The organism is Empedobacter sp. UBA7248 (genome assembly GCF_002472945.1).
Classification (GTDB): domain Bacteria; phylum Bacteroidota; class Bacteroidia; order Flavobacteriales; family Weeksellaceae; genus Empedobacter; species Empedobacter falsenii_C.
On sequence record NZ_DKSU01000003.1, the window covers coordinates 169591 to 194005 of the forward strand.

The window sequence follows — 24415 nt, forward strand, 5'->3', positions numbered from 1 at the left end:
ATGAAGAAAATATTAGCCAGTTTTATTGTTTTAGCCAACTTCGGTGTACAGGCACAAGAAAGTAATTTTAGGACTTGGAGTACCTTAAATATCAATCAAAAAATCAATAAAGATTTTAATTTTCAATCGGATATACAATATCGTTCGTACGAAGATTTAGATCAATTACAACAACTTTTGATTCGAGGAGGAATAGGATACAATTTAACCGAAAATAATAATACAATTTTAGCTGGTTACGCCTACATTCAAAACAGAACTCCTACTACTACAGATGATTATGCTCATAGTCACGAACATCGTTTGTATCAACAATTCAATACAAAACATGCGTTACAACGTTTTAATTTTGCGCATCGTTTTCGTGTTGAAGAACGCTTTTTAGAAAATGATACACAATTTAGATTTCGTTATCAATTGACTGCAACTGTTCCGCTAAATAATGCAAAATTGATCGAAAATACTTGGTATTTGAAAGCGTATGACGAAATTTTTTTACAAGCTGTAAAAGACAAAACGTTTGATAGAAATCGACTTGGTTTAAGCTTTGGATACGTTATTTCGCCAACTTTTAGTTTGGAAGCTGGTTATATGCTTCAAAGTCAGAAAACATCGCATACCGATCATTTGATGATTGGATTGACGATTAATAATCCGTTTTAGATTTTAAGAAATAACGAAAACTTATGTAATCGATTTTCTATTTAATGGTAATTCTTTTTAATTTTTGTTCTGAAAATAGTTTATCTTAGTTAACTTGATTTACGATTGATTATATGAAAATTTCACTAAGTCTTTTAATAACATTTCTACTTTTTTCTGCACAAACAAATGCACAAACCGTCTTCAGTGTAAATCTAAAAAGTAAGGCTGATGTAAAAGTATTTGTGGTAAAGACAGAAGCACAAGCAGATTTGAAAGTTTTCAAATTAAATTCTTCTTCCAAAGTAGACAGTAACAACGGAAAATGGTTTTTCACAAAATATGAAAGTCAAGCAAAATTCAACATCTACTTTGTAGATTTAGCCAGTCAAGCAGATATTAAAGTTTTCTTTGTGAAATATGAAAGCCAAGCTGGATGGCGAAACAAAAGTAAAATGCATTATTTTTATTGATTACTAATATAATTATTCTAATCAATAATTTTAATTACTTCATAAAAAAATAAGACCTCTTTAGTTTCTACTAAGAGGTCTTATTTAAAAATATTTTTTCTAAGCAAAACTTATCAAATCTTCGTAGGCTTTTTTGGCTCCTTCAAAAACTTGTTGTTGCTCTTCTTCAGTTGTAAATTCTTGATTGATATAACCAATAAATGTTTTCCAGATTTGACCAAGGTTTTCACCATAATGTCCAAAATAATTGAAACTTTTATTCTCTAAAAATGGATATTTTTTCAGTGTTTTTGCAATAACATTTCCACCAAGCATAGAACCTTCTATCACATACAAAGCTCCAATTGCTTCTGCTCTATTTTGTAATTCAAATTGTTTTGACACATTCAATTCTTCTAAGCCCAACTCATTGATATCTTGTTCAATCAAAGACAATTTATTCAATTTTGTTAAGGCTAAATTTTTTAAATCATTGTCATTCAAAAGTTGTTTAATAGAATCTTCGTACGATTTTAGAAAAATATGATTAACCTGCAACATTTTATAATAATTTTTATCTGTAAATGTGCTGTTGAACAACTTATTCGACTCTAATTTATCTTCAATTTCTTTGTGATAAATTGCTGTTTTTTCTTTTAAATAATCAGATAGCATTAGTTAGTTTTTTTTAAATGTTAATATAAAAGTAGTTCCATCACCAACTTTACTCTCAAAAGATATACCACCATTCATTCTGTCCATCATTCTGTGCGCAATCGAAAGTCCAACTCCGTTTCCAGAAATGTTTCCAGTGTTAGACATTCTGCTAAATAACTTGAACATTTTATTATAATCTTCTTCTTTTATTCCAATTCCGTTATCTTTTATTTTGAAAATGACTTCTTTATTATTGATTTCGGATGAAATTTCAATCTTTGGATGTTTTGCTTGAGAAGAATATTTTATTGCATTACCAATAATATTCAGAAAAACCTCATAAAACATCGTTTTATCCCCCAAAACATTATGTATTTCTTCTACAACAACTTCAGTATTGTTAATTTTATAATACAACAAAACATCATGTATAATCTTTTCTATGATTGGTTTTGTTTCGATTGTAGACAATACAATTTCTGATTTTTTAGCTTTACTCAACGCCAAAAGATCCTGCATCATTTGCGTCATTCGATCAATTTCTTCAATAACACTTTTTAATCGATCATTTTTAATTTCATCATCTTTCAAACTTCTTTGAAGCATCTGACAATTCAATTTCATCACCGATAATGGTGTACGTAAATCATGAGAAACTGTATAGGTAAACGAGTCTAATTCGTCATTTATTTCTTTTAATTGTTCATATAAACTATGAATTTTGAAAGACTGTAAATGAAGTGTTTCTATAATTAACTTAATCACTTCTTTCGCAACATATTTCTCCTTATCTAACCAAATAAACGATTTATTCTTAATATTCTCTTGCCAAATTTTGAAAGAAGTTCGAGGAGAAAAACTGTGTATTTCATCGCCATTTATAACATCTACATTTTTAATTTTACTTGGTTCTCCAGCCCAATTTAAGGTTTGAACTTGTTCTTTTTTGAACCAAATAATAAAATGTTCGTAAGTTTGATTTAGAAAACAAAACATTACACCAGCCGAACTTGGACTAAGCCTAAGCTCTTGTCCATAATCTAGATAAAAAGTATTCGAAGTAAATAAACGTGCTGAGTTTCTTTTAAATGCCCATTCTTTTATTCTCAAAATTTCTTCTTTATCTGGCGTTTCGCCTTCTACAAAAACATCGTCAAAATTAACCAATGCAATTCCATCTGCCTTTGTAAGATTAAGAACCTCTTTTAGATTATTGTTCATTGATTGCTGAAGATTTTCTTCTGTTAAAAGATTCTCTTTCAATTTAATAGCTGTTTCGTTAAAATGATTTTGGAACTTTAATCGTTCAGTTGATTTAAAATTCACATAAGTCAACCTTGCTTGACGCGTCAATAATTCGGTTTGCAAACGAACTTGATTTGGAATAAATTTTGGCTCTGAATTCTGACATGCTACAATTCCCCACAATTTTTCGTTAATTACAATTGAAATAGAGAAACTTGCTTCACAATTAGCATTGCGTAAATACTGTAGATGTATAGGAGAAAGTGCTCTAACAGAAGAGTACATCAAGTTTATTTTTTGATAATTCTCATTACCAATTAAAATGATTCTTTTACTATCAACATCTGCAACCAAACGGCTTTTTTTCTCTAAATACAGTTGACGTGCTTGTTTAGGAATATCAAATTCGGGAAAACGCAAACCCATATAAGAATCTAATCCCTTATCAATTTCTTCCGCTATAACAACGCCACTACCATCTTCCAAAAATTTATACAACATTACTCTCTCGTAATGAATCAAACTCTTGATAGATGAAATTAACAAATCCCAAGTTGAGCTTATAGACTTAGAGTACAGGATTTGTTCAGAAAAATTATAATAGGCTAATCTGTTTTCTAAAATAATTAATTCTTCTAACTCCAAATAAATCAATTCATCAAAATGATAAACTGTTAAATGGTAGGTTTTTGAATTAACTTTTGTATTAGTTCGGTAAAATTCACCTTGTTCTAAATTCAAAACCTCATCAAAATCAAGCTCAAAATCATGAAGTTGATTAATATGTTGGCATAATATCTTTTCGGTAGAAATTTCAAATAATTCATCAATATTTTGAGAAAAAAATTCAATTTGATGCGAATTTTTATGAATTCCTATCAAATATCCAAAAGGTTGAATTTCGTTGAGAAACTGAATTTCTTCGTCTTCACAATTTTTGATGATTTGGTTGATCATATAAATGGTTTAGGAGTGTAATTATGAATCTAAGGTAAATTTATTTTTTAATCTTCTTGTCTTTTAATTTTCAGAATATAGTTTTCTAACTCTAATTCATCGGTATCTACTAATTCGAAATCACTAAAATGAGTTAAACTTTTCTCAAAAAATGTTGTAACTTTTTCTTTTTCTAACGATGGATGAACTTTAATTCCGTTAAATTTTATGTTCTTCATATAGACATAAAAATCGTAATCAAAATCGGTTTCTCCTAAATAAGTATTGGCTATTTTCCCTTTCCATTTGATGTCAAAAACACCAAATTCTTCTGTATCTAAAAACGTAATTTCGTGCTGTGCAACTGTGTCATTTCCTAACATCGAAATACCAAAAGCAAGGTTTTCAGGTTCGTCCAAATTCACTGGAAGTGGATCAATTTCGAATGTTTTTCTATTCAGTTGATTAAAATCTAATTGTGCTTCGTTTTCAATCTTTATTCCTTTATTGTTCCAATATGTACTCGAGATGATTGCGTGATCATAATTAATCCAAAGTTGCTTTTCGGCATTCTCTTCAGAAATGTCATCTATTTCATCCAAATCATCTTTATATTCTTCTTCTTCGTCATAATTATCTGACTCTAAATGAAGATCCATCCAAAGGTCAAAATTTTCATCAAGGCGAGCACTCCAAACAAAATCTATTACTTTGTGTCCGTTTGTAAATGGGCTATTCGAAAAATATATTTTGTTATTATCCTTACTCATAAATTGGGTTTTGACTTATGTTTTTGAATTTACAACGATTATTCTACTCTACAAAATTTAAAAAAATAATTGGTTCGTTTATTAGATATTGTCATTGATTTTCAAAGAAATAAAAAAAGTGCAATTTCTATAGAAATTGCACTTTTAAATTATAGTTATGATTTATAAATCAATTGAATTACAAGGTTTCTTTTAACCATTTGAAAAATTCGGTATGCCAAATCACAGAATTTTGTGGTTTTAACACCCAGTGATTTTCTTCAGGGAAATAAATGAAACGAGATTTGATTCCTTTCAATTGTAAAATTTGATAAGCCTCTTGCCCTTGTCCCATTGGCACACGATAATCATGACCTCCAACATAAATTAACATTGGCGTATTCCATTTATTTACTAATTCTGTACTACTTGGATCAAATTTAGAGTACGTTTTTTGCGCAGCTTTGTTATTTGTTTCCCACCAAGCGCCACCAGCGTCCCAGTTTGTAAAGAAAATTTCTTCTGTAGTTCCGTACATCGATTTCAAATCGAAAACACCATTATGTGCAATAAAAGATTTGAAACGACCTTCGTGAATACCTGCTAAATAATAAACAGAATATCCTCCGTAAGACGCACCAACAGCACCACGACGATCTTTATCTACATAAGATTCCTTCGAAATATCATCAATCGCAGCCAAATAATCTTGCATTACTTGTCCTCCCCAATCTTTAGAAATTTGCTCATTCCACTCTACTCCATGACCTGGCATTCCACGACGGTTTGGCGCAATTACAATATACCCTTGTGCTGCCATTAATTGGAAATTCCAACGAGGAGAATAAAATTGAGTTAAAGCAGATTGTGGTCCACCTTGACAATACAATAAAATTGGGTATTTTTTATTCGGATCGAAATTTGGCGGATAAATTACCCATGCAAACATTTCTTTTCCGTCTGTTGTTTTAATTTTACGTGCTTTTACATCACTCAACGCAATATTATCGAAGATATCTTTGTTTTCGTTTGTTAATTGCGTTAATGCTCCAGATTTCAAATCAACCACATAAATTTCTGCAGCGTGATTAATATCTGTTTTTGTAACAATTGCTTTATTACCAACAATTTCTTTGATATCAGCAATATCAAAATCACCTTTTGTAATTTGTTTGATGAAAGGCATTTTTCTCATTTTGAAGTTTACATCAACCTCAAATAATTGAATTGTTCCTCCTACTGGCGCATTGAAATAAATTTTGTTACCATCATTGCTCCATTTATAACCTTGTACGGTTCCGTCCCAATGTTTTGTAATATTCATTTCGATATCACCACGACGAACGATTAAATCATTTTTATCTGCTTCGTAACCATCTCGTTCCATGCTCAAAAACGCAAAATCTCCTTGAGAAGAAAAACTTGGTGTATTGTCATAACCCATTTTTCCTTCCGTGATATTTTTCGTCGTTTTCGTTACTAAATCGTATTGATAAATATCTGTATTTGTGCTTAATGCGTAATCTGTTCCGAATTTTTTCTTAGAAACATACAAAACTTTTGTTCCGTCTGGTGTCCAAACAAATTCTGAAACTGAATATGGTTCGTCTTTTAAAACATCAATTTTAGTTGAACCTTCTTTATTTTCTGACACAAATAAATGATCGTAATTTCCATCATTCCAAGTATCCCAATGTCTGTAATTTAATTCGTTATAAATCTGCACATTTGATTTGTCCATTTCTGGATAATAATCAGAACCAAAAACCTTTTGTAATTTAACTTTATCAGTTTCTGCTTTATATTGTTGAGATTTATTCAACGATTCATCAGCCAAAAGTGTTTTATAATCTTCGATTTCCGAAGCTTTTCCTCCTGCCAACGAAATCATATACGTTTTCGATGTATCTTCTTGTGTTTTTACGTTAGTAGAAGTTACTTTGTAAATCAGATTTTTTTGATCTTTTGTTACTCCAACTGGAGCTACTTTTTTTACTTGCCAAAGAAGTTCCGGCGTCATTACTTTTTGTCCCATTGCTGTTGTCGATATCAAGATACTTGCGACTAATACAGAAAATCTATTCATGTTAATTTCAAATCTAAATAATTGTAAAAGTAACAATTCTTTATCGAGAAAGGTTAAATTTATAGATAAAAAAAGACATCATCCAGTACAAATTGTACTTAAATGATGTCTCCGCTAATAATTTTTTTCAAATCGTCTAATCGATTCTTAAAATTAGGCTATATATTTTATATTAAACTACTTAATTAAAAGTTTAACTTATTTTTATGAGTAAAAACTGGAATAATTGCTCCAAAAACTAAATTTTGTTGAGAGAACACAATATCCTGTTTTGCTTTATCAGCTTTGTTTGCAGTTGTACGAATATCACTCAAATTAGCATATCCACCTTTTAATTCGGCTTGTACAAAGAAATAATCCCAGAAAGTAAAGTTGATCCCAACCATTGCAGCTGTTGCAAAACCTGCTAAGTGAAACTCATCATAACGTTCGTTACCCATCAATTTTACGTTAGAACGTGGATATAAAATCCCTGCTCCCAAACCAGCTGTTACGTTAACATCGATTCCTTTTCCATTTTTTGTAATTGGGAAATGCTGAATATTATCAAAACGACGAACCTCTAAATTAGCATAGTTCAAACCATCTGTATGTTCAAACGTTAAGAAATCTTCTGTTAATTTTTGATCAACATTATTATATGTTCCATCGTAATCTGAACCTGTGTTGATGTGACCATTCATTTTTACAACTTGGTCTTGATCCATCACATATTTCATGTGGTCAATCCCGAAAGAGATATTCCAATTATCAGAAACAAAGTAACCTAAACGGAAGTTATATTGCGGAATCGTCATAGAACTTGGATTGAAATACTTGATTCCAAAAGAAGTTTGACGGTCATGAGCTGCTACATTATCTAACTTAAAATCGTATCCATCTCCTTTGAACTGAATATCTGATTTTGTATACTGCGCGTGATTCCAACCCCAATAAACATAAAATTTACCTTTATTATTTTTTCCTTGCCCGAAAGTAGTTGCAACTAAAGCAACTAAAAACATTACACTTATATACTTTCTCAAAATTTAACTTTTTGCAAATTTATTCTTAAAAAAATTGAGTAAAAATGATTTATGATATCAATTTTATATCTAGACAATATTTAAAATCAATAAACATTGTTAAGCCTCATAAAATAAAATGATAAATATTTATTAAAAATGATGTTCTCTATTTTGTAATTAAAAATTAAAATATATTTTTGTGACATAATGAAAGACTACCTGATAAAACATAGCATTGGAATTTTTTTCACGCTTCTTTTGGTGTTCAGTACGAACATGCAAGGGTTGGCGGGTTATGTAGATTATCAGATGAGAATGGAGCAACAAGACAAAAAAGATTCTTCTGACAATGATCAAAAAGCTTTGTTTTCTCAAACTTCAACTGAAGAAGAAAATAATCAGAAAAATTCTTCGAGCGAAATCACAGAAAAAATACATTATTTCCACGAAATAAAATTGTTTACATTTTTTAATGTGAAACAAACTACACATTCGGATTTTCATCATTCTAATGCATATGCGTCTTTAGACAATGGTGTGACAACTCCACCTCCTGAATTAATTTAATTTTTTAATTGATTTTTTGCATCATTCTATTCAAATCTATTGAATAGACAGCAAATTTATTTTTATCATTTCAAATTATTAAATAACTCATTTTAAAACTATTATGAATCTTTTTCAAAATTGGAAAAAGGACATACCTGCGAGTATTGTTGTCTTTTTCGTTGCATTACCTTTATGTTTAGGTGTTGCGTTGGCCAGTGGTGCGCCTTTATTTGCCGGAATTATTGCGGGAATTGTAGGAGGAATTGTTGTTGGTCTTATTTCTAAATCTCAAATTGGTGTTTCTGGTCCAGCTGCTGGTTTGGTCGTTATTGTATTAACTGCTATTACAGATTTGGGTGCTTACGAACTATTTTTAGTCGCGGTTGTTATCGCCGGAATTTTTCAGATATTACTAGGTATTCTAAAGGCTGGAGTTATTGGTTATTACTTTCCATCTTCGGTGATTAAAGGAATGTTGTGCGCGATTGGTATTTCAATTTTCTTGAAACAAATTCCGTTAGCGTTAGGATATACAGAAACGTTTAGTTTTAGTAATTTTAGTTTAGATTTTATCACGCCAGGAGCGATTATTATTACAGCAATCTCTTTATTTATCTTGATTGTTTGGGATAATATTTTAGGAAAAAAATCAAACTTTTTCAAATTATTACCAGGATCATTAGTAGCTGTATTAGTGGGTATTTTGTACCAAGTTACAATTGGTGATACCAACCACGAAGTATTTTCTATCGACCACAATTTATTAGTAAAAGTTCCTGTTCCTGAAAGTGTTTCAGATTTCTTAGGACAATTTACTATGCCCGATTTCGCCTCTGGATTAACAAATCCTATGGTTTGGCAAGTTGCATTTACCATCGCAATTGTAGCATCATTAGAAACTTTACTATCTGTAGAAGCAACTGATAAATTAGATCCTTTAAAGCGTCAAACACCTACAAATCGAGAATTGATTGCACAAGGTGTCGGAAACTCTTTAGCTGGTTTAATTGGAGGTTTACCTGTTACGCAAGTTATTGTACGTTCATCTGCAAATGCAATGAGTGGCGGGCTTACAAAACTTTCTACAATTACGCACGGTGTTTTATTATTAGTGAGTGTGATCTCTATTCCAATGTTTTTAAATTTAATTCCAAATGCGGTTTTAGCTTCTATTCTATTGGTTATTGGATACAAATTAGGTAATCCGAAACAATTCTTGGACATGAAAAAATTAGGAAAAGATCAGTTAATTCCTTTCGCAGTAACAGTTATTGCAATTTTGGCAACAGATTTATTAAAGGGTATCATCATTGGTCTTATTGTTGGTGTAGTGGTTTCGTTAATCAAATCTTACAATAACTCGCACGTAATGTTGGTGAAAGAAGGAAATGTTTTCCATATGAATTTTGCTGAGGAGGTAACGTTTGTAAACCGCGGTGCAATTGTAAAAGAATTAGATGGTTTGAAACCTGGTTCTAATCTTGAATTAGATGTTCGTAAAACACGAATTTTAGATTATGATATTATTGAATATTTAGATGAGTTTAAAGTCAAAGCAAAAAATAATAACATTAATATTCGACTAATTTCCGAACGTGGAACAGTCGATAATCCACCATCATTCAGAGAGTTTTTTGGTTACGTATTAGTTGCCGGAGCTCATTAATCTGTAAAAACATATAAAAATTAAAACACACACAATAAAATTAAATATAATGAAAGCACATACATCAGAAACTCAAGCGACAACAACTCCAGATAAAGCGTTAGAATTTTTAAAAGAAGGAAATGCAAGATTTGTTCAAAATTTAAAAGCGAACAGAGATTTACTTTCGCAAGTGAATGACACAAGAGAGGGACAGTGGCCGTTTGCGGTTGTTTTGAGCTGTATTGATAGCCGTACTTCTGCGGAACTTATTTTCGATCAAGGTTTAGGAGATATTTTTAGTGTACGAATTGCTGGTAATTTCGTTAATCAAGATATTTTAGGTTCGATGGAATTCGGAACAAATGTAGCTGGTTCTAAATTGATTGTTGTCTTAGGACACTCTAAATGTGGCGCTTTGAAAGGCGGATTAGACGCTGAAGCAATTCACAAAACTGGAATGAATAATTTGTGTCATTTGGTTGATCATTTCAATCCAATTATCGACGAAATTATAAAAGATGGTGAAGAACGCTCTTCTAAAAATGCAGATTTATTAGAAAGATTAAATCACCAAAACGTTATACAAACAATAGAAGATATTCGTAACCAAAGTACAACCTTGAATACCTTAGAAAAAGAAGGGAAAATCAAGATAATAGGTGCAAACTACTGTGTAGATTCAGGCGTTGTAACTTGGTTATAAAACAATTAATTCTTTAGATATTTTTTAGTAATGTAAAAGCCACTCTGCGAGTGGCTTTTGTTGTTATTTAAAATAATTAGAAAAATATTCAATAAGTGATTTGATATTATCAATTTCTACAATAAATCTATCTTCAATTTTTTCACTCAACCCTTTTGTTTTAAAATAAAATTCATAAGGTGTTACTTCAATGTTCTTTTCATTCAACGAAACTATACAGGCAACTGATTCTTTATATAATTTAGAGAACGATTTTACTTTTAATAGTTTTAATAAATCATGTCCTAACCACATTTCATTTTCCTCTTTTTCTGAAATATCTCTACTATTTTCAAGTGATTCAAACACTTCTGTTAACAATATTTTAATATCAATATCATCAGGTAAAATAAATATTGGTTCACTTGAAATATATGACCAAGATTCTAATCTATATAATGTTACAATTATAAATTTGTTATCAATCTTAAATATTTGACAAGTTTTCATAATTTCAAAGTTTTTAAATTTTTACTATCTCAAGTATCTCAACCACGTCCACAACCAAACTGATAGGGTTATTTACTAAGCTGACGGTGTCTTTTACCAAGCTGGCTTGGTTACGAACCAAGAGAACGGGGTTGCATAACCCCAAATTTGACGTTCCTGACATGGTCAGCTAAGTTCTGGACGTAATCAACTAGGTATAAAACCTCATTAGCTTACTAAAATACAAAGCTAGCTTACTTCGGAACGTACTCAGCTTGCTTCAGAACCACGTCGACTACGTTCGGGACGTGGTCAGCTAAGTTTGAAACGTAGTCAAGATCCATTAAAATCGCTCGAATTGACAAATTTTCACATCAACACATTAGCTCATTTTCAAATTATCCTTTCTTCGGCAACTCTTTCAAGAAGTTATATCTTTTTTGAACAAAATCCATCATACAATAAAAATGATTCAAACCATTTGTTACCATCAACAATTGAGAACCTAACACAATATTGTAACGTGCTATTTGATCAAAAGTTGCTTGCGAAATTGCAATATGTGGCGCTTTACATTCCACCATAATAAATGGTTTTTCTTGCTGATAAACGACAATATCTGCACGTTTTCGCATTCCTGTAATATCAATTGCAACTTCCAACGCAATCGCAGAAGTAGAATAACCCAAATCGTTGATTAAATAATTCAGAACGTGTTGCCTAACCCATTCTTCGGGCGTATAGACAAACCATTTTTTTCGAATCAAACAAAAGATATACAATTTATCTTGGGCTTGTTTCAATCTTATTTGGTATTTTTCGGAAAAATTTAATTGTACTAATTCAGTCATTGTATGAGTCCTGTAGAATCTTTGATCAAAGATATAAAAAACAAAAACTATAAACCGATTTACTTCTTAGCGGGCGACGAGCCGTTTTTCATCGATCAGGTAACTGATTTATTGGAGGCGAATATTTTACCAGAAGAAGAAAAAGGTTTTAATCAAACAATAGTTTACGGACAAGATGTAGAGGTTGGACAATTGATTGGAATGGCTCGTCAATATCCGATGGGTGCAGAAAAATCTGTAGTCATTGTAAAAGAAGCGCAACATCTTAGCCGTTCCATAGATCAGTTGGAAATGTATGCAAATCAAGTACAAGATTCGACGGTTTTAATTATCAATTACAAAGGAAATTCACTTGATAAACGAAAGAAAATCTACAAAGTTCTGAATGAAAAAGGGTATTACCACGAATTCAAAAAAATTTATGAAAACGAGTTACCAGCTTGGATAGAACAGAAAGTTGCAGCTAATCAATTTAAGATTGAACCAAAAGCAAAGTTTTTGTTGACAGAATATGTGGGAGCTGATTTATCTCGTTTGAATAATGAATTAGAAAAACTCTTTACAATTGTTGGTGCAGATAAAACCATCACACCAAATCATATTGAGGAACATATTGGGATTAGTAAAGATTATAATGTTTTTGAACTTCGCAATGCAATCGAAACGAAGAACATCGAAAAAGCATTCAAAATCATTAAATATTTCGAGAAAAATCCAAAGGATAACCCGTACGTCGTTTCAATCACAACAATTTTTAATCTGTTTACTAACATCATTCAAATACATGTTACGCCAGATAAATCGAAGCAAAATTTGGCAAAAGTATTAGGAATTAATCCGTATTTTGTACAAGGAATGATGACGGCTGCGAGTAATTATCCTCTAAAAAAAGCTACGAGAATTATCTCATTCATACGCGAATATGATTTGAAAGGAAAAGGTGTTGGAACTACTGGAAATGTGACGCCAAGCCAATTATTGATTGAATTAGTGTATAAAATTATGAATCTATAATTTTCATCTATTTATAGAATCGAAAAAAATAAATAAGAAATACTAAATTTGTAAAAAAATAAAACAACACAATGGAAAATAACGTAAGAGATGTTATCATAATAGGATCTGGACCTGCTGGTTATACAGCGGGAATTTATGCTGCACGCGCGAACATGAATCCTTTGATTTTAACTGGTATGGAGCCAGGTGGACAATTAACAACAACTACAGATGTTGAGAATTTCCCAGGTTATCCAGAAGCAGTTACAGGACCAGAATTGATGGCTGATTTACAAAAACAAGCTGAGCGTTTTGGAACTGAAATAAAATACGAATATGTAACGGAAGTAACTTTTGGAGAAAAGGAAGGTGATGTACATACTGTAAAATCGAACAATGGAACTTACCAAGCGCGTTCTATCATTATTTCGACTGGTGCAACTGCGAAATATTTAGGTTTAGATGATGAAACTAAATACGCTGGTAGTGGAGTTTCAGCTTGTGCAACTTGCGATGGTTTCTTTTACCGCGGTAAAGATGTTGCGGTAGTTGGTGGTGGTGATACGGCTGCTGAAGAAGCAACTTACTTATCAAAACTTTGTAACAAGGTTTATTTATTGGTTCGTAAAGAAGAAATGCGCGCGTCTAAAGCGATGCAAGATCGTGTTGCAAATACGCATAATTTAGAGGTTTTATATAACCACGAATTAATTGGTTTGGAAGGAAACAATGTTGTTGAGAAAGCTAAAATCATCAACAATGTTACAAACGAAGAAAAAGAATTAATCGTTGATGGAGTTTTTATCGCGATTGGACATAAACCAAATACAGAATTATTCCAAGGTAAATTGGATATGGACGAAACGGGATATTTAATCACGCAAGATCGTTCGTACAAAACAAATGTACCAGGTGTTTTTGCTGCTGGTGATGTACAAGATTCTGTTTACAGACAAGCAATTACTGCTGCTGGTTCTGGTTGTGCTGCGGCATTAGACGCCGAACGTTATGTTGCAGAATTTTTTGAAGCATAATTTTTCAGAAGAAATATATAAATACAAAAATAGCGAGCTAATGCTCGCTATTTTTTTTAATAAAATAAACAACTACAAATTATTTCAGGAATTTCTGTTGATATTCTTTTCTATAGGCATAATAAAATACAACTGGAAGAATTGTAAAGGATAGGATTAAACAAATGATTAATCCTCCTACAATCATAATTGCCAAAGGCTTTTGAATTTCTGATCCCATTCCGGTAGAAAGTGCTGCAGGTAATAATCCCATCGATCCCATAAGCGCAATCATCACAACAGGGCGTATTCTACTTTTAACACCATTAACTATTGCTTCTTTTAATTGCATTTTATGTTTTAAATTATCTCGAATAACACCAATTAAAACAATTCCATCAATTGTTGCTACTCCAAAAAGAATAATAAAACCTATTCCCGCAGATATACCAAAAATAGTTCCTGTTACCCAAAGCGAAATAAATCCTCCAATAAAAGCAAAAGGCAGTGTTAATGCAGCTATCGCTGTGTCTTTTACATTTCCGAAATTAGTGTACAATAATAATAAAATCAAAACTAACGAAATGGGAACGACCATTGCTAATTGCTTTGCTGCGCGCTCTTTACTTTCGAATTCACCAGCCCATTCCATGTAATTTTCTTTCGGTAATTTAACTTCTTTGGCCACTACTTTCTTCGCTTCATCGATTGTACTTCCTAAATCACGACCTTCTATACTGAATCCTACACCGATATATCGACTATTTCCTTCTCGATAAATAAAAGCAGGTCCTGTTTGATAACCAATTGTAGCTATTTCCTGCAAAGGAACATTGTTCCCGTTACTTGTCGGAATCAAGATATTTCCAATTTTCTCAGGAGTATCTCTATAAGCTTCCTGAAAACGAAGAATAACATCAAACTGTCGATCATTTTCATAAAACTTAGTAGCTGCTTGTCCACCAATTGTCATTTCAATTACTGCCTGAACATCCGCTGTACTAATACCATATTTCGCCATTTTTGAATCACTCAATTCTATTCTAAGTTCAGGTAATCCAATATTTTTGTAAACATTGATATCCGTTATTCCATTTACTTTTTCGATAGATGACGCTACCTTATTTGCATATTTTTCTAAATCGTACAAATCATCACCAAAAATCTTAATAACTAATGAGCTTTTTACACCAGCGACATATTCTTCAACATTATCTTGAATTGGTTGCGAAAATCCAAATACAATTCCAGGATAATGATTCAGTTTATCTCGCATCTCTTGAATAATCTCTTCTTTTGAAACCTTGCGCTTCCAATCTTTTTTATCTTTTAATTGAATATTAAATTCAATATTAAAGAATCCTGTTGGATCTGTTCCATCATTTGGACGACCTGTTTGTGTTAAAATAAAATCAATTTCATCACAATCTTTCTGCATCAACTCTTTCATCTCTTTTGTTAATCGAGTTGATTCTTGTAAATTGACACTATTTGGTAAAGTTGCACGAATGTAAATTGCTCCTTCATTCAATTTCGGAAGAAATTCTGATCCATAATGCGAGAACTTAAATAAACAAAGAGCTAAAATCCCTAAAAAGATTCCTATTGTTGCTTTTTTATAACGAAATGCAGTTTCATATAATCCGAAAATAGTTTTCTGAAAAAATCGAGTAATAAAGTTCTCTTTCTCCTCCATATTTTTCTTAAAAAGCAACTTACACATTGCAGGAACATAAGTTAGACTTAATATTAAAGATCCTAATAATGCGTATCCTAATGTAAATGCTAAAGGAGAGAACATTTTACCTTCCACTTTTTGGAATGAAAATATCGGTAATAAAGCAACAATAAGAATAAGTAAAGCAAAGAAAATATAAGAAGCTACACTTCCTGCGCTTTTCTTTATAACACCCATTTTACTCATTTTTGCGAAACGTTCTGCTCCTACTTTATGTTGCATGGTTGCTAAAGCAACAAAAACTGTTTCCACAATTACCAAAGTTCCTTCTAATAATAGTCCAAAATCCAATGATCCCATTGAAATTAAATTCGCTGGTAATCCTTGTATTTTCAACATAATAATTGCAAACAAAAAAGAAAGCGGAATAACCGAAGCTACAATAAATGTTGATTTCCAATTATATAAAAAAACAAAAACAATTAATGAAACTAGTAAAATACCTTCAATAATATTTTTAGAAACCGTATGTACTGTATTATCAACCAATTTGGTACGATCTACAACTGTTTCAATTTTTACATTATCTGGTAAAGTTCTTGTGTTTAATTCTTCAATCTTTGCTTTCAGATTTCCAATGACTTCGGATGGATTTTCACCACGCAACATCACTACAATTCCTTCAACCATGTCATCGTGCTTGTTGTAACCAACTTGCCCTAATCTAGGTTTATTTGAAACAACAACATCTGCTACATTTTTGATCAAAATTGGTGTAGAACCATTCAGTTTCACTGTGATATTCCCAATATCTTCTATCTTATCCAACAAACCTACCCCACGAACCACATAAGCTTGATCTCCTTGTTGAATAACATCTCCACCAACATTTATATTTGATTTAGAGACCGCTTCATAAACATCTAAAGGCGATAAATCATAATTCTTTAATTCGGTTGGATTAATTTTAATTTCATACGTTTTTTCTTCACCACCAAAACTTACGACATCTGCAACTCCTGATACAGAAAGCAATTCACGCTCAATTACCCAATCTTGTATCGCTGTAACTTCCTTGATAGGTAAATCACTTTTGATCACATAACGAAAAATCTCTCCCGTAGCACCAGAAGGTGGTTCAATATCTGCATCGGCTCCTTCTGGTAAATCAACTCCACTTAATTTATTCGATACGTATTGTTGTGCATAAAAATCATCTACTCCATCTTCAAACTGAACAGTAACAACAGATAACCCGAAAAGAGAAATAGAACGAATATTTGACTTATGCGGAATACTATTCATTACTTTTGAAACTGGTAAAGTCACCAATTTTTCCATTTCCTCAGCACTTCTTCCTGGCCATTGTGTTATGATACGAGCTCTAGTATTCGTTACATCTGGAAATGCTTCTATTGGTGTATGTTTTAAAGAAAATATACCTGCAAAGAGTAATGCAAATACAGCAAATAAAACAAAGGTTGTATTTCGTAACGAAAAAGTTACGACTGATTGTACTAACTTTTTCATTTATTGTTTATTTAGTTCCTCAAATATCATTAGAGCGTTTCGAGAAATAACTTTCTCATTTGGTGCAAACTTTTCGCTAACAAATGTGTATTCTTCATTCTGACCAATCGTCGTAATTTTTCGGATTTCCATTGTACAATCATTTTTATATACCACCACATATTCCTTATTGTTCTCAAAAACTTTGGCTTTGTTTGGTATTGCAAATGCATTTCCAACAATATTTTGTTTATCGATAATAATATCTGCACTCAAACCTGGCATCAAGTTCAAATCTTGATTTTCCAATACAACACGCGCTTTCAAAACGTGTTCATTTTCATCAAAAACATTGTATATTTTATCAATTTTTCCAACATAAATACGATCAGGATACGCCATCGATTTCACTTTTACAGCATCACCTTTTTTTACATATTGCAGATTATTTGCGTAAATATTTACCATTACCCAAACCTGTTTTAGATTTGAAATAGAAAAAAGATTTTCATCTGAATCAGAAATAATAGATTGACCAACGCTAATGTTTTTCTGAACGATATAACCATTTTTAGGTGATAAAATCTGGAATTGACCATTGCCAACTGCACGATACATCTTCAAGGTAGCATTGATTTTATCAATTTCAATTTGCGCTGATTGTAATTCGTGTTCTGCCTCTGTAACTTCGGGCTGAGAAGCCATTCCATCATTCAATAATTCTTTTTTCGACTTGATTTGTTTTCGAATCAAATCCATTTGATTTTGATGATAACGCTTTTGCTGCACCAAATCTAGTACTTCATTCGATTTTACAACTGCCAGCACTTGACCTTGACGCACATAATCGCCTAATTCAAAATTCACTTTATCTACCACACCTTGTAGCAAACTTTTAAAGCCAACTAAATCATTTTCGTTGTATTCAATTTTTCCCGATAAGGTTAATTGTTCGTGAATTGGTTGCTGTAAAACTGGTACAATTTCGGTTGACTTTTTCAACTGATCATTTAAACAAAATTTGTTTTCTTTTACCGTTTCTTTCTCGGTTTCTTGCTTTTTACAACTACTTAAAACCAAAGTAAAAGCAGCTAAAAAATAAAAAGTTTTTTTCATCATTTTATAAATCTTGTCCAACGATATAATTTAATTCTTCGAATGTCTTTTGATAATTCTCTAACAAATCAAAATAAGCTTGTTGAGATTCTCGATAAGCTTGTATAAAATCTATAAACTCTAGTAAAGTAATTTGTTTGTTTTGTAAATGTTTTTTATAATTTTCAATCATTGTCAATTGATCTTGTTTATTCATTTTCTTCCATTGAATAATCGCTTTATCTAATTGATTGATTTGATTGCTAATTCGGTCAATTGTATTATTCAATTCAAAATCAATTGTACTTTTTGTAATCTGTTGTTGATTAACTGCAATTTCAGCAGCTTTTATATTTCCTTTATTTGTATTGAAAATTGGTAAATCCATACTAACTCCAACTCCTACAAAATCTCGCATAATATTTCCACCTCGATCATAATTTACTTGAAAAGCCAAATCTGGTGTGCGTTGCGCTTTTTCTAAAATCAATTGTTTTTCAGCTAAATTAATTTCATTTTCTTGTTTTTTTAACGCTATATTTTGCTCTTTTGCTAATTGTTTTGCATCAAATGGAATTGATTTGGAATGAGAATTGAATCTTGAAAAATCGATTTCATTTACATTTAAATCTGAGTTTTGCGTTAACAATCGAAGTTTATTGATGTATTCAATTTCTTGATTTTCTAGCTCAATTTGATCTTTTTGTAAACCAATTAATTCGGTTTGAAGTCTGTAAAAATCTGCTTTGGGAACATTTTTTAAATCTGCTTGTCGCTGATATTGAGTCATCATTTGTTCAAACAAATCAACGCTATTTTGCAATTCTTTCTTTTCAGATTGAATACGCGCCAACGAAAAATATGTTTGTCTTAATTCCTTTTTCAGCTCACGCAACAATTCCTCATACTCAAAAAGTGCCGAATTCTTCTCTAATTCTTTAATCGCAACACGCTTTTTTCGTTTACCAGCGGTTTCAATTAATTGCTCTAATTCGACAGAAATTTGTTGATTTTTCCCGTATTTACCGAATAAATAAGGCTGTTCTTCTACATTATAAGTTTTCCAAAGATTAACCTCAGAAATACTCAACGTTGGGTTTTGCCATAATTTCTCCTGAATAATTTCAGCATCAATTCTGTCTACATTGAATTTATTCGCAATAAGCGCGTAATTTTTTTGTAAAAACGCTGCTTCTAAATTGTCCAACGTTATGTTTTGCGCCTGTGTTTGTATCGCAAGAACAATTGGAATTGCTGTATAATAGATCTTCTTCACTTCTACTCTTTTTGAAAATTCAAAAGTAAAAGTGTAAGATTAAGGTGAGTTTTAAGTTAAATTAAAAGTAGATTAGAAAATGAGTTTAACAATCGTTCCTTTAGGTTTATTCGGAACAATTTCGATATCAATTTGATGAAGTGTAAAAATAATATTCGCCATCGAAAGCCCAATACCTTTTCCTTGAAAATCTTGCGTGTTTTTACCTCGAAAAAAGTTTTGTTTAATTTGTTTGATATCAGTTTCTAAAATACCAATTCCTAAATCGGAAATATGAATTTGCAAACGATGATTAATTTCCAAAAACTGTACTAAAATCGGTTGATTGTTCGAATATTTTATTGCGTTACTTACTAAATTATTCAACGCAACTTCTAATAATTTTTCATTTCCTTGAATGGTTAACAATTGATTATTTTCGACTTGTAAATCCACATTTATATGTGCTTGATGATACAAAATAGCATTTTCAATCACTTGCCAAACTACTTCATCAATTCGAATTTGACTAAATTCAAAACTCGTTTTTGCTCCCGAAAGTAACATCATTTGGTCTAACGTTTCTTGCAAATCATTGGTATATTGCTTCAGTTGTACAATCACGTTTTCGTATTCTTCGAGCGTTCTTTTTTTATGATTCGTTACTTCTAAAGTTCCTAATAATGCAGTAATTGGCGTTCGTAATTCGTGCGAAACATAATCGATAAAATTCTTTTGTACATTAAAAGTTTGTGCCATTCGATCAATAAAATGATTGTAGGTTTTGATTAAATCTTCAATCTCTGCATACGACTTATTGAGCTTTAAAGGTTCTGTAAAATTCTTCGCATCACGTTCTTTTATTTGCTCAATAATTTTTGTAATCGGTTCATAAGCAATTATTCCTAAAAAATTAGAAAATAGATAAATAAAAATTAACCCAATCAATGAGACCGAAATCAAAATTTGAAGTAACGATTGCATTTGTTCATTAAATTCTTGTTTAGATTCACGCGTGATTACAACAAAATCACCTTCGTTATCATGATAAAAAATTCCGTTATAAAAGAAATCTTTACTTGTAAAAAAATCGGATTTATTGGCACGAATATTTTCTATAAAATTGGTTGAAATATCATTGTTTGAAGACATATTTCCATTGTACTTTTTGTTGTTATGATCAACAATTAAAATATTTTTTCGGGAAATCGTCTTCTCTAATTGGCTTTTGATATTATTGTGTTCTAAAACAGGTAATTCGTCTTTTTCTAAATAATAAATAGAAGCCAATAGTGTCTTATTCTGCAATGATTTGATCTCTTTTTTCTCCATTTCGGTATAAAAAGAAAAATAAATAATTGTAGAAACAATCAGAATAATTATACTGAAAATAACGACTGAATAAAGCGCTAATCGGTGTTTTAATTTCATAAATTAGGCTTTAAACATATAACCAACGCCTTTTACTGTATGAATATATTTCGTACCATTTTTCTCGATTTTATTACGCAAATACGAAATGTAAACATCCACAACATTGGTGTGATTATCGAATGTTATTCCCCAAACAGCGTTTAAAATTTGGATACGAGTAACGGTTTTATCTATATTTTCGATTAAATAATTCAACAACTTAAATTCACGAGGAGAAAGTTCTGTTTCTTCTTGATTGACAAAAACTTTATATTGATCCAAATCGATTTCTAAGTCATCGAAAATCAATTTATTTTCAGGAACTTTTTGCGAACGAAACTGATTTCGGCGCGTTAAAGCCTTGATTCGCGATAATAATTCGTCGAAATGAAATGGTTTTGTAATGTAATCATCTGCTCCATAATCCAAAGCCGAAACTTTATCTTGAACTGTATTCAATGCGCTTAACATCAATATTGGCGTGAATATTTTTTTATAACGAAGTGTTTGTACAAGCTGAATTCCATCCATTTTTGGTAACATAATATCGCAAATAATCAAATCAAACTGAATCGTAAGAAATTCATCTAAAACAGTTTCTGCATCTTTACAAAGCGTAACCAAATGCCCATTTTCTTCTAATCCTTTGATTAAAAAATCGCTAATTCGCTTATCATCTTCGATTACTAAAATTTGCATACACTTTCCATTTTTTCAAAATTAATGAAATTGATTAAGACAAAATGAATTTAAAGTATTTTCTAATTGTTTTTTAATTTAAAAAGCTCAACCAATGGTTGAGCTTTGTTTTTATTGTTTAAATCGTTCAAATTGATGCCAATATTTATCTATTGTGAATAGAGATTGAAATCTCGAAGCACTACAGATTTTGTTACAAATACGTTAAAATATTCCCTCTAGTTTTCAACCAACCTGTAATACTATATCTTGGTCGATGGACGGTTTTTACTTCGTGTGGAATACTTTTACTATCAAAAACAGCCAAACGTCCAGCAAGAGGTAAAATATTTAATTCTTTTTCAGCCTTATTCTCATCTGCCAAATACAAGGTCAATTGTCCGCCAAATTCATCTTTCCATTCTTCATCATTCAAATACAACACAATAGAAAGTGTACGTCTATCATCATTCTTGAAAGCATCAACATGTTTTTGGTAAAATGTCCCTTCGGGATAAATGGCATAATGAAATTCACTTTCCTCAATGCCCATGTAGCATGTTAAATTGAGATACTCAATAAAATCATTGATTTTTGAGAAAAAAATTTCTTCTGTTTCTGTTTTATTTTCTTCATCAATCCATCTGATTTTATCGCCTCTGATTGATTTTACAATTTGTTCGTTAACCGAACTTCCTACGGCTGCTTGATGAAAATCTTTTTTATTTTCTTTTCGAATTATTGCTTCGCGAAGCTGCTTTGTTTCCTCTGTTGAGAAAAAAAAGTCTGAAATAGAGTATTTTTGATTTGATAAGTCATCAATAATCTTTTCATAAATTGGGTTTAATGTAATATTACTCATTCATTATTATGAAAACTTCAGTAAAAGTATATTTTATTACGAAAAACATAATCATATTTTTAAGTTTTTTTCAAAAAAAAGAACAGAAAAAATCTGTCCTCAAAAAATAGTTTTAATTATCAATTACTTAAACCAGTCAACTTTATTCAATTGATAAATAAAATTTAACTTTGGCTCTTCTCCAAAATATTCAATTTGTTCTTCTTTCTCTTTTTTACAACCCAATCGCTCCACTGCTATTTGCGAACGTATATTATCAGCACCAACATGCAAATAAATTTTGTCAACAAACTGAAAAATATAATCAAACATCAATTTCTTAACAGACGGATTAAAACCTTTTCCCCAACAATTTGTCGAATAAAACGTATATCCAACCAAAATAGACAAATCTTGTTCATCATAATCGTAATAACGAGAACTACCAACAACTTTATTTGTCTGTTTATCAATAATCTTGAAAGCGCCTTTGCTTTGAATTGCACCTTCGAAAAAATTCATAAAAACTTCTCTTTCCCAACGATTTTTATTTGGATGTTGTTCCCAAACTTTCGGATCGGAAGCAGCTAAATATAAGGCTTCAAAATCATTATCGTTGAGCGGTTGGAGCACTACCAAATCATTTTCTAAATTGGGCTGAATATTTATCATTTGTTTTATTTAATACAATACTAATTTACATTTTTCTTGTACCATATTCATTAAAAATGATAATTAATTCATTGAAATTTCCAAGTAAATTTTCTTAAAATGAAATCAAATAGCTAACTTTAGTCTAACTAAAAAACCAATAAAATTATGACTCAAAAAACAATTGGACTTTTTATAGGAAGTCTACGAAAGGAGGCAAATTCTAAAAAGATTGCTAAGAACTTAATTAAAATGACACCCGAAGGATATACCTTTAAAGTTATTGAGATTGGACAATTAGAACTCTATAACCAAGATTTTGATGATCATAATCAAGTTCCTGATTCTTACACAGCTTTTCGTAAAGAGGTTTCTGAATTGGATGGCCTAATTTTTATCACACCAGAATATAATCGATCTATGCCAGCGGTTCTAAAAAATGCTTTAGATGTTGCTTCTCGTCCTTTCGGAAAAAATGTTTGGAACAACAAACCTGGTGCTGTTATTAGTAATTCTACTGGTGCTATAGGTGGTTTTGGAGCGAATCATCATTTGAGACAATCCTTAACCTTTTTGAATATTCCAACTATGCAACAACCCGAAATCTATTTAGGACAATTGAAACCAGATGTGTTTGATGAAAATGGATATTTTAATAACGAAAAAACAACAAGTTTCATTCAGAATTTTGTAGATGCATATGTAAAATGGTATGAACAACTAACAAAATAAATCTTGAATTTTATTGATTATTATTATACGACTAACTAACTTCACAGAAAAAATATGTTTTTAAATTTTGAAGATAAAGCAAGTCTTATTTCTAAACTAAAAAGTTTAAAAGTAGATCAACAGCCAGAATGGGGAATTATGACACCTCAACATATGGTTGAACATTTGATTGTAACCACTAAAATTTCAAATGGAGGTTTAACAGTACCTTGTCGAATTCCTGTAGAGCAAATTCCTCAATACAAATCATTTTTATTAGAATCTGATCATGAAATGCAAAAAGGGATAAAAGCAAACGGAATGGATGGTTTGCTGGATTTACGTTACCCTTCTTTAGAAGCTTCAATAGAAAAATTAGAACAAGAAATTGATAAATTCCATTCTTATTTTACAGAAAATCCTGATGCTAAAATTGTCAATCCAGTTTTAAATGATATTGGATACGAAGATTGGAAAACATTTCATAAAAAACACTTTACACATCATTTCAAACAGTTTGGTTTGATCTAAAAAATACAATAAACAAAAAAGCTTTCTCAGATCTGAGAAAGCTTTTTTGTT

23 protein-coding genes are annotated in these 24415 nt (G+C 31.0%); 9 read left to right on the forward strand and 14 right to left on the reverse strand.

Annotated features, from left to right (window positions below; genetic code table 11):
• Together B4A23_RS01810 and B4A23_RS01815 are read left to right on the forward strand one after the other, a co-directional pair.
• A complete protein-coding gene (locus B4A23_RS01810; protein ID WP_291116144.1) occupies positions 1 to 663 on the forward strand; it encodes a DUF2490 domain-containing protein in 663 nt (220 codons plus the stop codon).
• Positions 664 to 776: 113 nt separating this feature from the next.
• Complete coding sequence (locus B4A23_RS01815; protein WP_291116146.1) at positions 777 to 1115, forward strand: DUF6150 family protein; 339 nt, start codon at positions 777 to 779, stop codon at positions 1113 to 1115.
• Between the two features lie 99 nt (positions 1116 to 1214).
• Here the strand turns inward: B4A23_RS01815 and B4A23_RS01820 are convergent, their stop codons facing one another.
• From B4A23_RS01820 to B4A23_RS01840, 5 genes are all read right to left on the reverse strand, one after another.
• Positions 1215 to 1769: a biliverdin-producing heme oxygenase gene (locus B4A23_RS01820; RefSeq protein ID WP_291116149.1), complete on the reverse strand. Its 555-nt coding sequence runs from the start codon at positions 1767 to 1769 to the stop codon at positions 1215 to 1217.
• Between the two features lie 3 nt (positions 1770 to 1772).
• A complete protein-coding gene (locus tag B4A23_RS01825) occupies positions 1773 to 3953 on the reverse strand; it encodes an ATP-binding protein (RefSeq protein ID WP_291116152.1) in 2181 nt (726 codons plus the stop codon).
• Positions 3954 to 4000: 47 nt separating this feature from the next.
• Entirely contained in the window at positions 4001 to 4702 is a 702-nt protein-coding gene (locus B4A23_RS01830) for a hypothetical protein (RefSeq protein ID WP_291116154.1), read from the reverse strand.
• A gap of 178 nt (positions 4703 to 4880) precedes the next feature.
• Positions 4881 to 6767: a S9 family peptidase gene (locus B4A23_RS01835; RefSeq protein WP_291116156.1), complete on the reverse strand. Its 1887-nt coding sequence runs from the start codon at positions 6765 to 6767 to the stop codon at positions 4881 to 4883.
• A 185-nt stretch (positions 6768 to 6952) separates the two neighbouring features.
• Positions 6953 to 7792, reverse strand: a complete 840-nt coding sequence (locus tag B4A23_RS01840) for a hypothetical protein (RefSeq protein ID WP_291116192.1) — start codon at positions 7790 to 7792, stop codon at positions 6953 to 6955.
• A gap of 189 nt (positions 7793 to 7981) precedes the next feature.
• Here B4A23_RS01840 and B4A23_RS01845 point away from each other — a divergent pair, with 189 nt between their 5' ends.
• From B4A23_RS01845 to B4A23_RS01855, 3 genes are all read left to right on the forward strand, one after another.
• A complete protein-coding gene (locus tag B4A23_RS01845) occupies positions 7982 to 8341 on the forward strand; it encodes a hypothetical protein (RefSeq protein WP_286500883.1) in 360 nt (119 codons plus the stop codon).
• 103 nt (positions 8342 to 8444) lie between these two features.
• Positions 8445 to 9989 carry a SulP family inorganic anion transporter gene (locus tag B4A23_RS01850; protein ID WP_038333625.1) on the forward strand — a complete coding sequence of 515 codons (1545 nt, stop codon included), beginning with the start codon at positions 8445 to 8447 and terminating at the stop codon, positions 9987 to 9989.
• Between the two features lie 49 nt (positions 9990 to 10038).
• Complete coding sequence (locus B4A23_RS01855) at positions 10039 to 10674, forward strand: carbonic anhydrase (RefSeq protein ID WP_280051755.1); 636 nt, start codon at positions 10039 to 10041, stop codon at positions 10672 to 10674.
• A 63-nt stretch (positions 10675 to 10737) separates the two neighbouring features.
• On the opposite strand, the gene B4A23_RS01860 is transcribed toward B4A23_RS01855, so the two are convergent.
• Together B4A23_RS01860 and B4A23_RS01865 are read right to left on the reverse strand one after the other, a co-directional pair.
• Entirely contained in the window at positions 10738 to 11163 is a 426-nt protein-coding gene (locus tag B4A23_RS01860) for a hypothetical protein (RefSeq protein WP_291077737.1), read from the reverse strand.
• Between the two features lie 377 nt (positions 11164 to 11540).
• Entirely contained in the window at positions 11541 to 11993 is a 453-nt protein-coding gene (locus tag B4A23_RS01865) for a type I restriction enzyme HsdR N-terminal domain-containing protein (RefSeq protein WP_291116197.1), read from the reverse strand.
• Positions 11994 to 11996: 3 nt separating this feature from the next.
• Here B4A23_RS01865 and holA point away from each other — a divergent pair, with 3 nt between their 5' ends.
• Both holA and trxB read left to right on the forward strand, forming a co-directional pair.
• Positions 11997 to 13007, forward strand: coding sequence for a DNA polymerase III subunit delta (holA, locus tag B4A23_RS01870; RefSeq protein WP_291116200.1), 1011 nt, complete (start codon positions 11997 to 11999; stop codon positions 13005 to 13007).
• A 71-nt stretch (positions 13008 to 13078) separates the two neighbouring features.
• Positions 13079 to 14023 (forward strand): thioredoxin-disulfide reductase, encoded by a 945-nt coding sequence (gene trxB / locus B4A23_RS01875; RefSeq protein WP_135834533.1) that lies wholly within the window; start codon positions 13079 to 13081, stop codon positions 14021 to 14023.
• Between the two features lie 79 nt (positions 14024 to 14102).
• On the opposite strand, the gene B4A23_RS01880 is transcribed toward trxB, so the two are convergent.
• From B4A23_RS01880 to B4A23_RS01910, 7 genes are all read right to left on the reverse strand, one after another.
• A complete protein-coding gene (locus tag B4A23_RS01880; protein ID WP_291116203.1) occupies positions 14103 to 17210 on the reverse strand; it encodes an efflux RND transporter permease subunit in 3108 nt (1035 codons plus the stop codon).
• Positions 17211 to 18305, reverse strand: coding sequence for an efflux RND transporter periplasmic adaptor subunit (locus B4A23_RS01885; RefSeq protein WP_291116206.1), 1095 nt, complete (start codon positions 18303 to 18305; stop codon positions 17211 to 17213).
• A 4-nt stretch (positions 18306 to 18309) separates the two neighbouring features.
• The gene (locus B4A23_RS01890) at positions 18310 to 19560 is read right to left on the reverse strand and encodes a TolC family protein (protein WP_291116209.1); all 1251 of its coding nucleotides are present in this window, start codon (positions 19558 to 19560) and stop codon (positions 18310 to 18312) included.
• A gap of 72 nt (positions 19561 to 19632) precedes the next feature.
• The gene (locus B4A23_RS01895; protein ID WP_291116212.1) at positions 19633 to 20970 is read right to left on the reverse strand and encodes a sensor histidine kinase; all 1338 of its coding nucleotides are present in this window, start codon (positions 20968 to 20970) and stop codon (positions 19633 to 19635) included.
• Between the two features lie 3 nt (positions 20971 to 20973).
• Positions 20974 to 21651: a response regulator transcription factor gene (locus B4A23_RS01900; protein ID WP_291116215.1), complete on the reverse strand. Its 678-nt coding sequence runs from the start codon at positions 21649 to 21651 to the stop codon at positions 20974 to 20976.
• A gap of 193 nt (positions 21652 to 21844) precedes the next feature.
• Entirely contained in the window at positions 21845 to 22492 is a 648-nt protein-coding gene (locus tag B4A23_RS01905; RefSeq protein ID WP_291116218.1) for a 2OG-Fe(II) oxygenase, read from the reverse strand.
• Between the two features lie 123 nt (positions 22493 to 22615).
• A complete protein-coding gene (locus B4A23_RS01910) occupies positions 22616 to 23143 on the reverse strand; it encodes a GNAT family N-acetyltransferase (RefSeq protein WP_291116221.1) in 528 nt (175 codons plus the stop codon).
• Between the two features lie 147 nt (positions 23144 to 23290).
• On the opposite strand from B4A23_RS01910, the gene B4A23_RS01915 reads away from it, so the two are divergent.
• Positions 23291 to 23854 carry an NADPH-dependent FMN reductase gene (locus B4A23_RS01915; protein WP_291116224.1) on the forward strand — a complete coding sequence of 188 codons (564 nt, stop codon included), beginning with the start codon at positions 23291 to 23293 and terminating at the stop codon, positions 23852 to 23854.
• A gap of 54 nt (positions 23855 to 23908) precedes the next feature.
• The gene (locus B4A23_RS01920) at positions 23909 to 24364 is read left to right on the forward strand and encodes a hypothetical protein (protein ID WP_180906307.1); all 456 of its coding nucleotides are present in this window, start codon (positions 23909 to 23911) and stop codon (positions 24362 to 24364) included.
• The last annotated feature ends 51 nt before the right edge of the window (positions 24365 to 24415 follow it).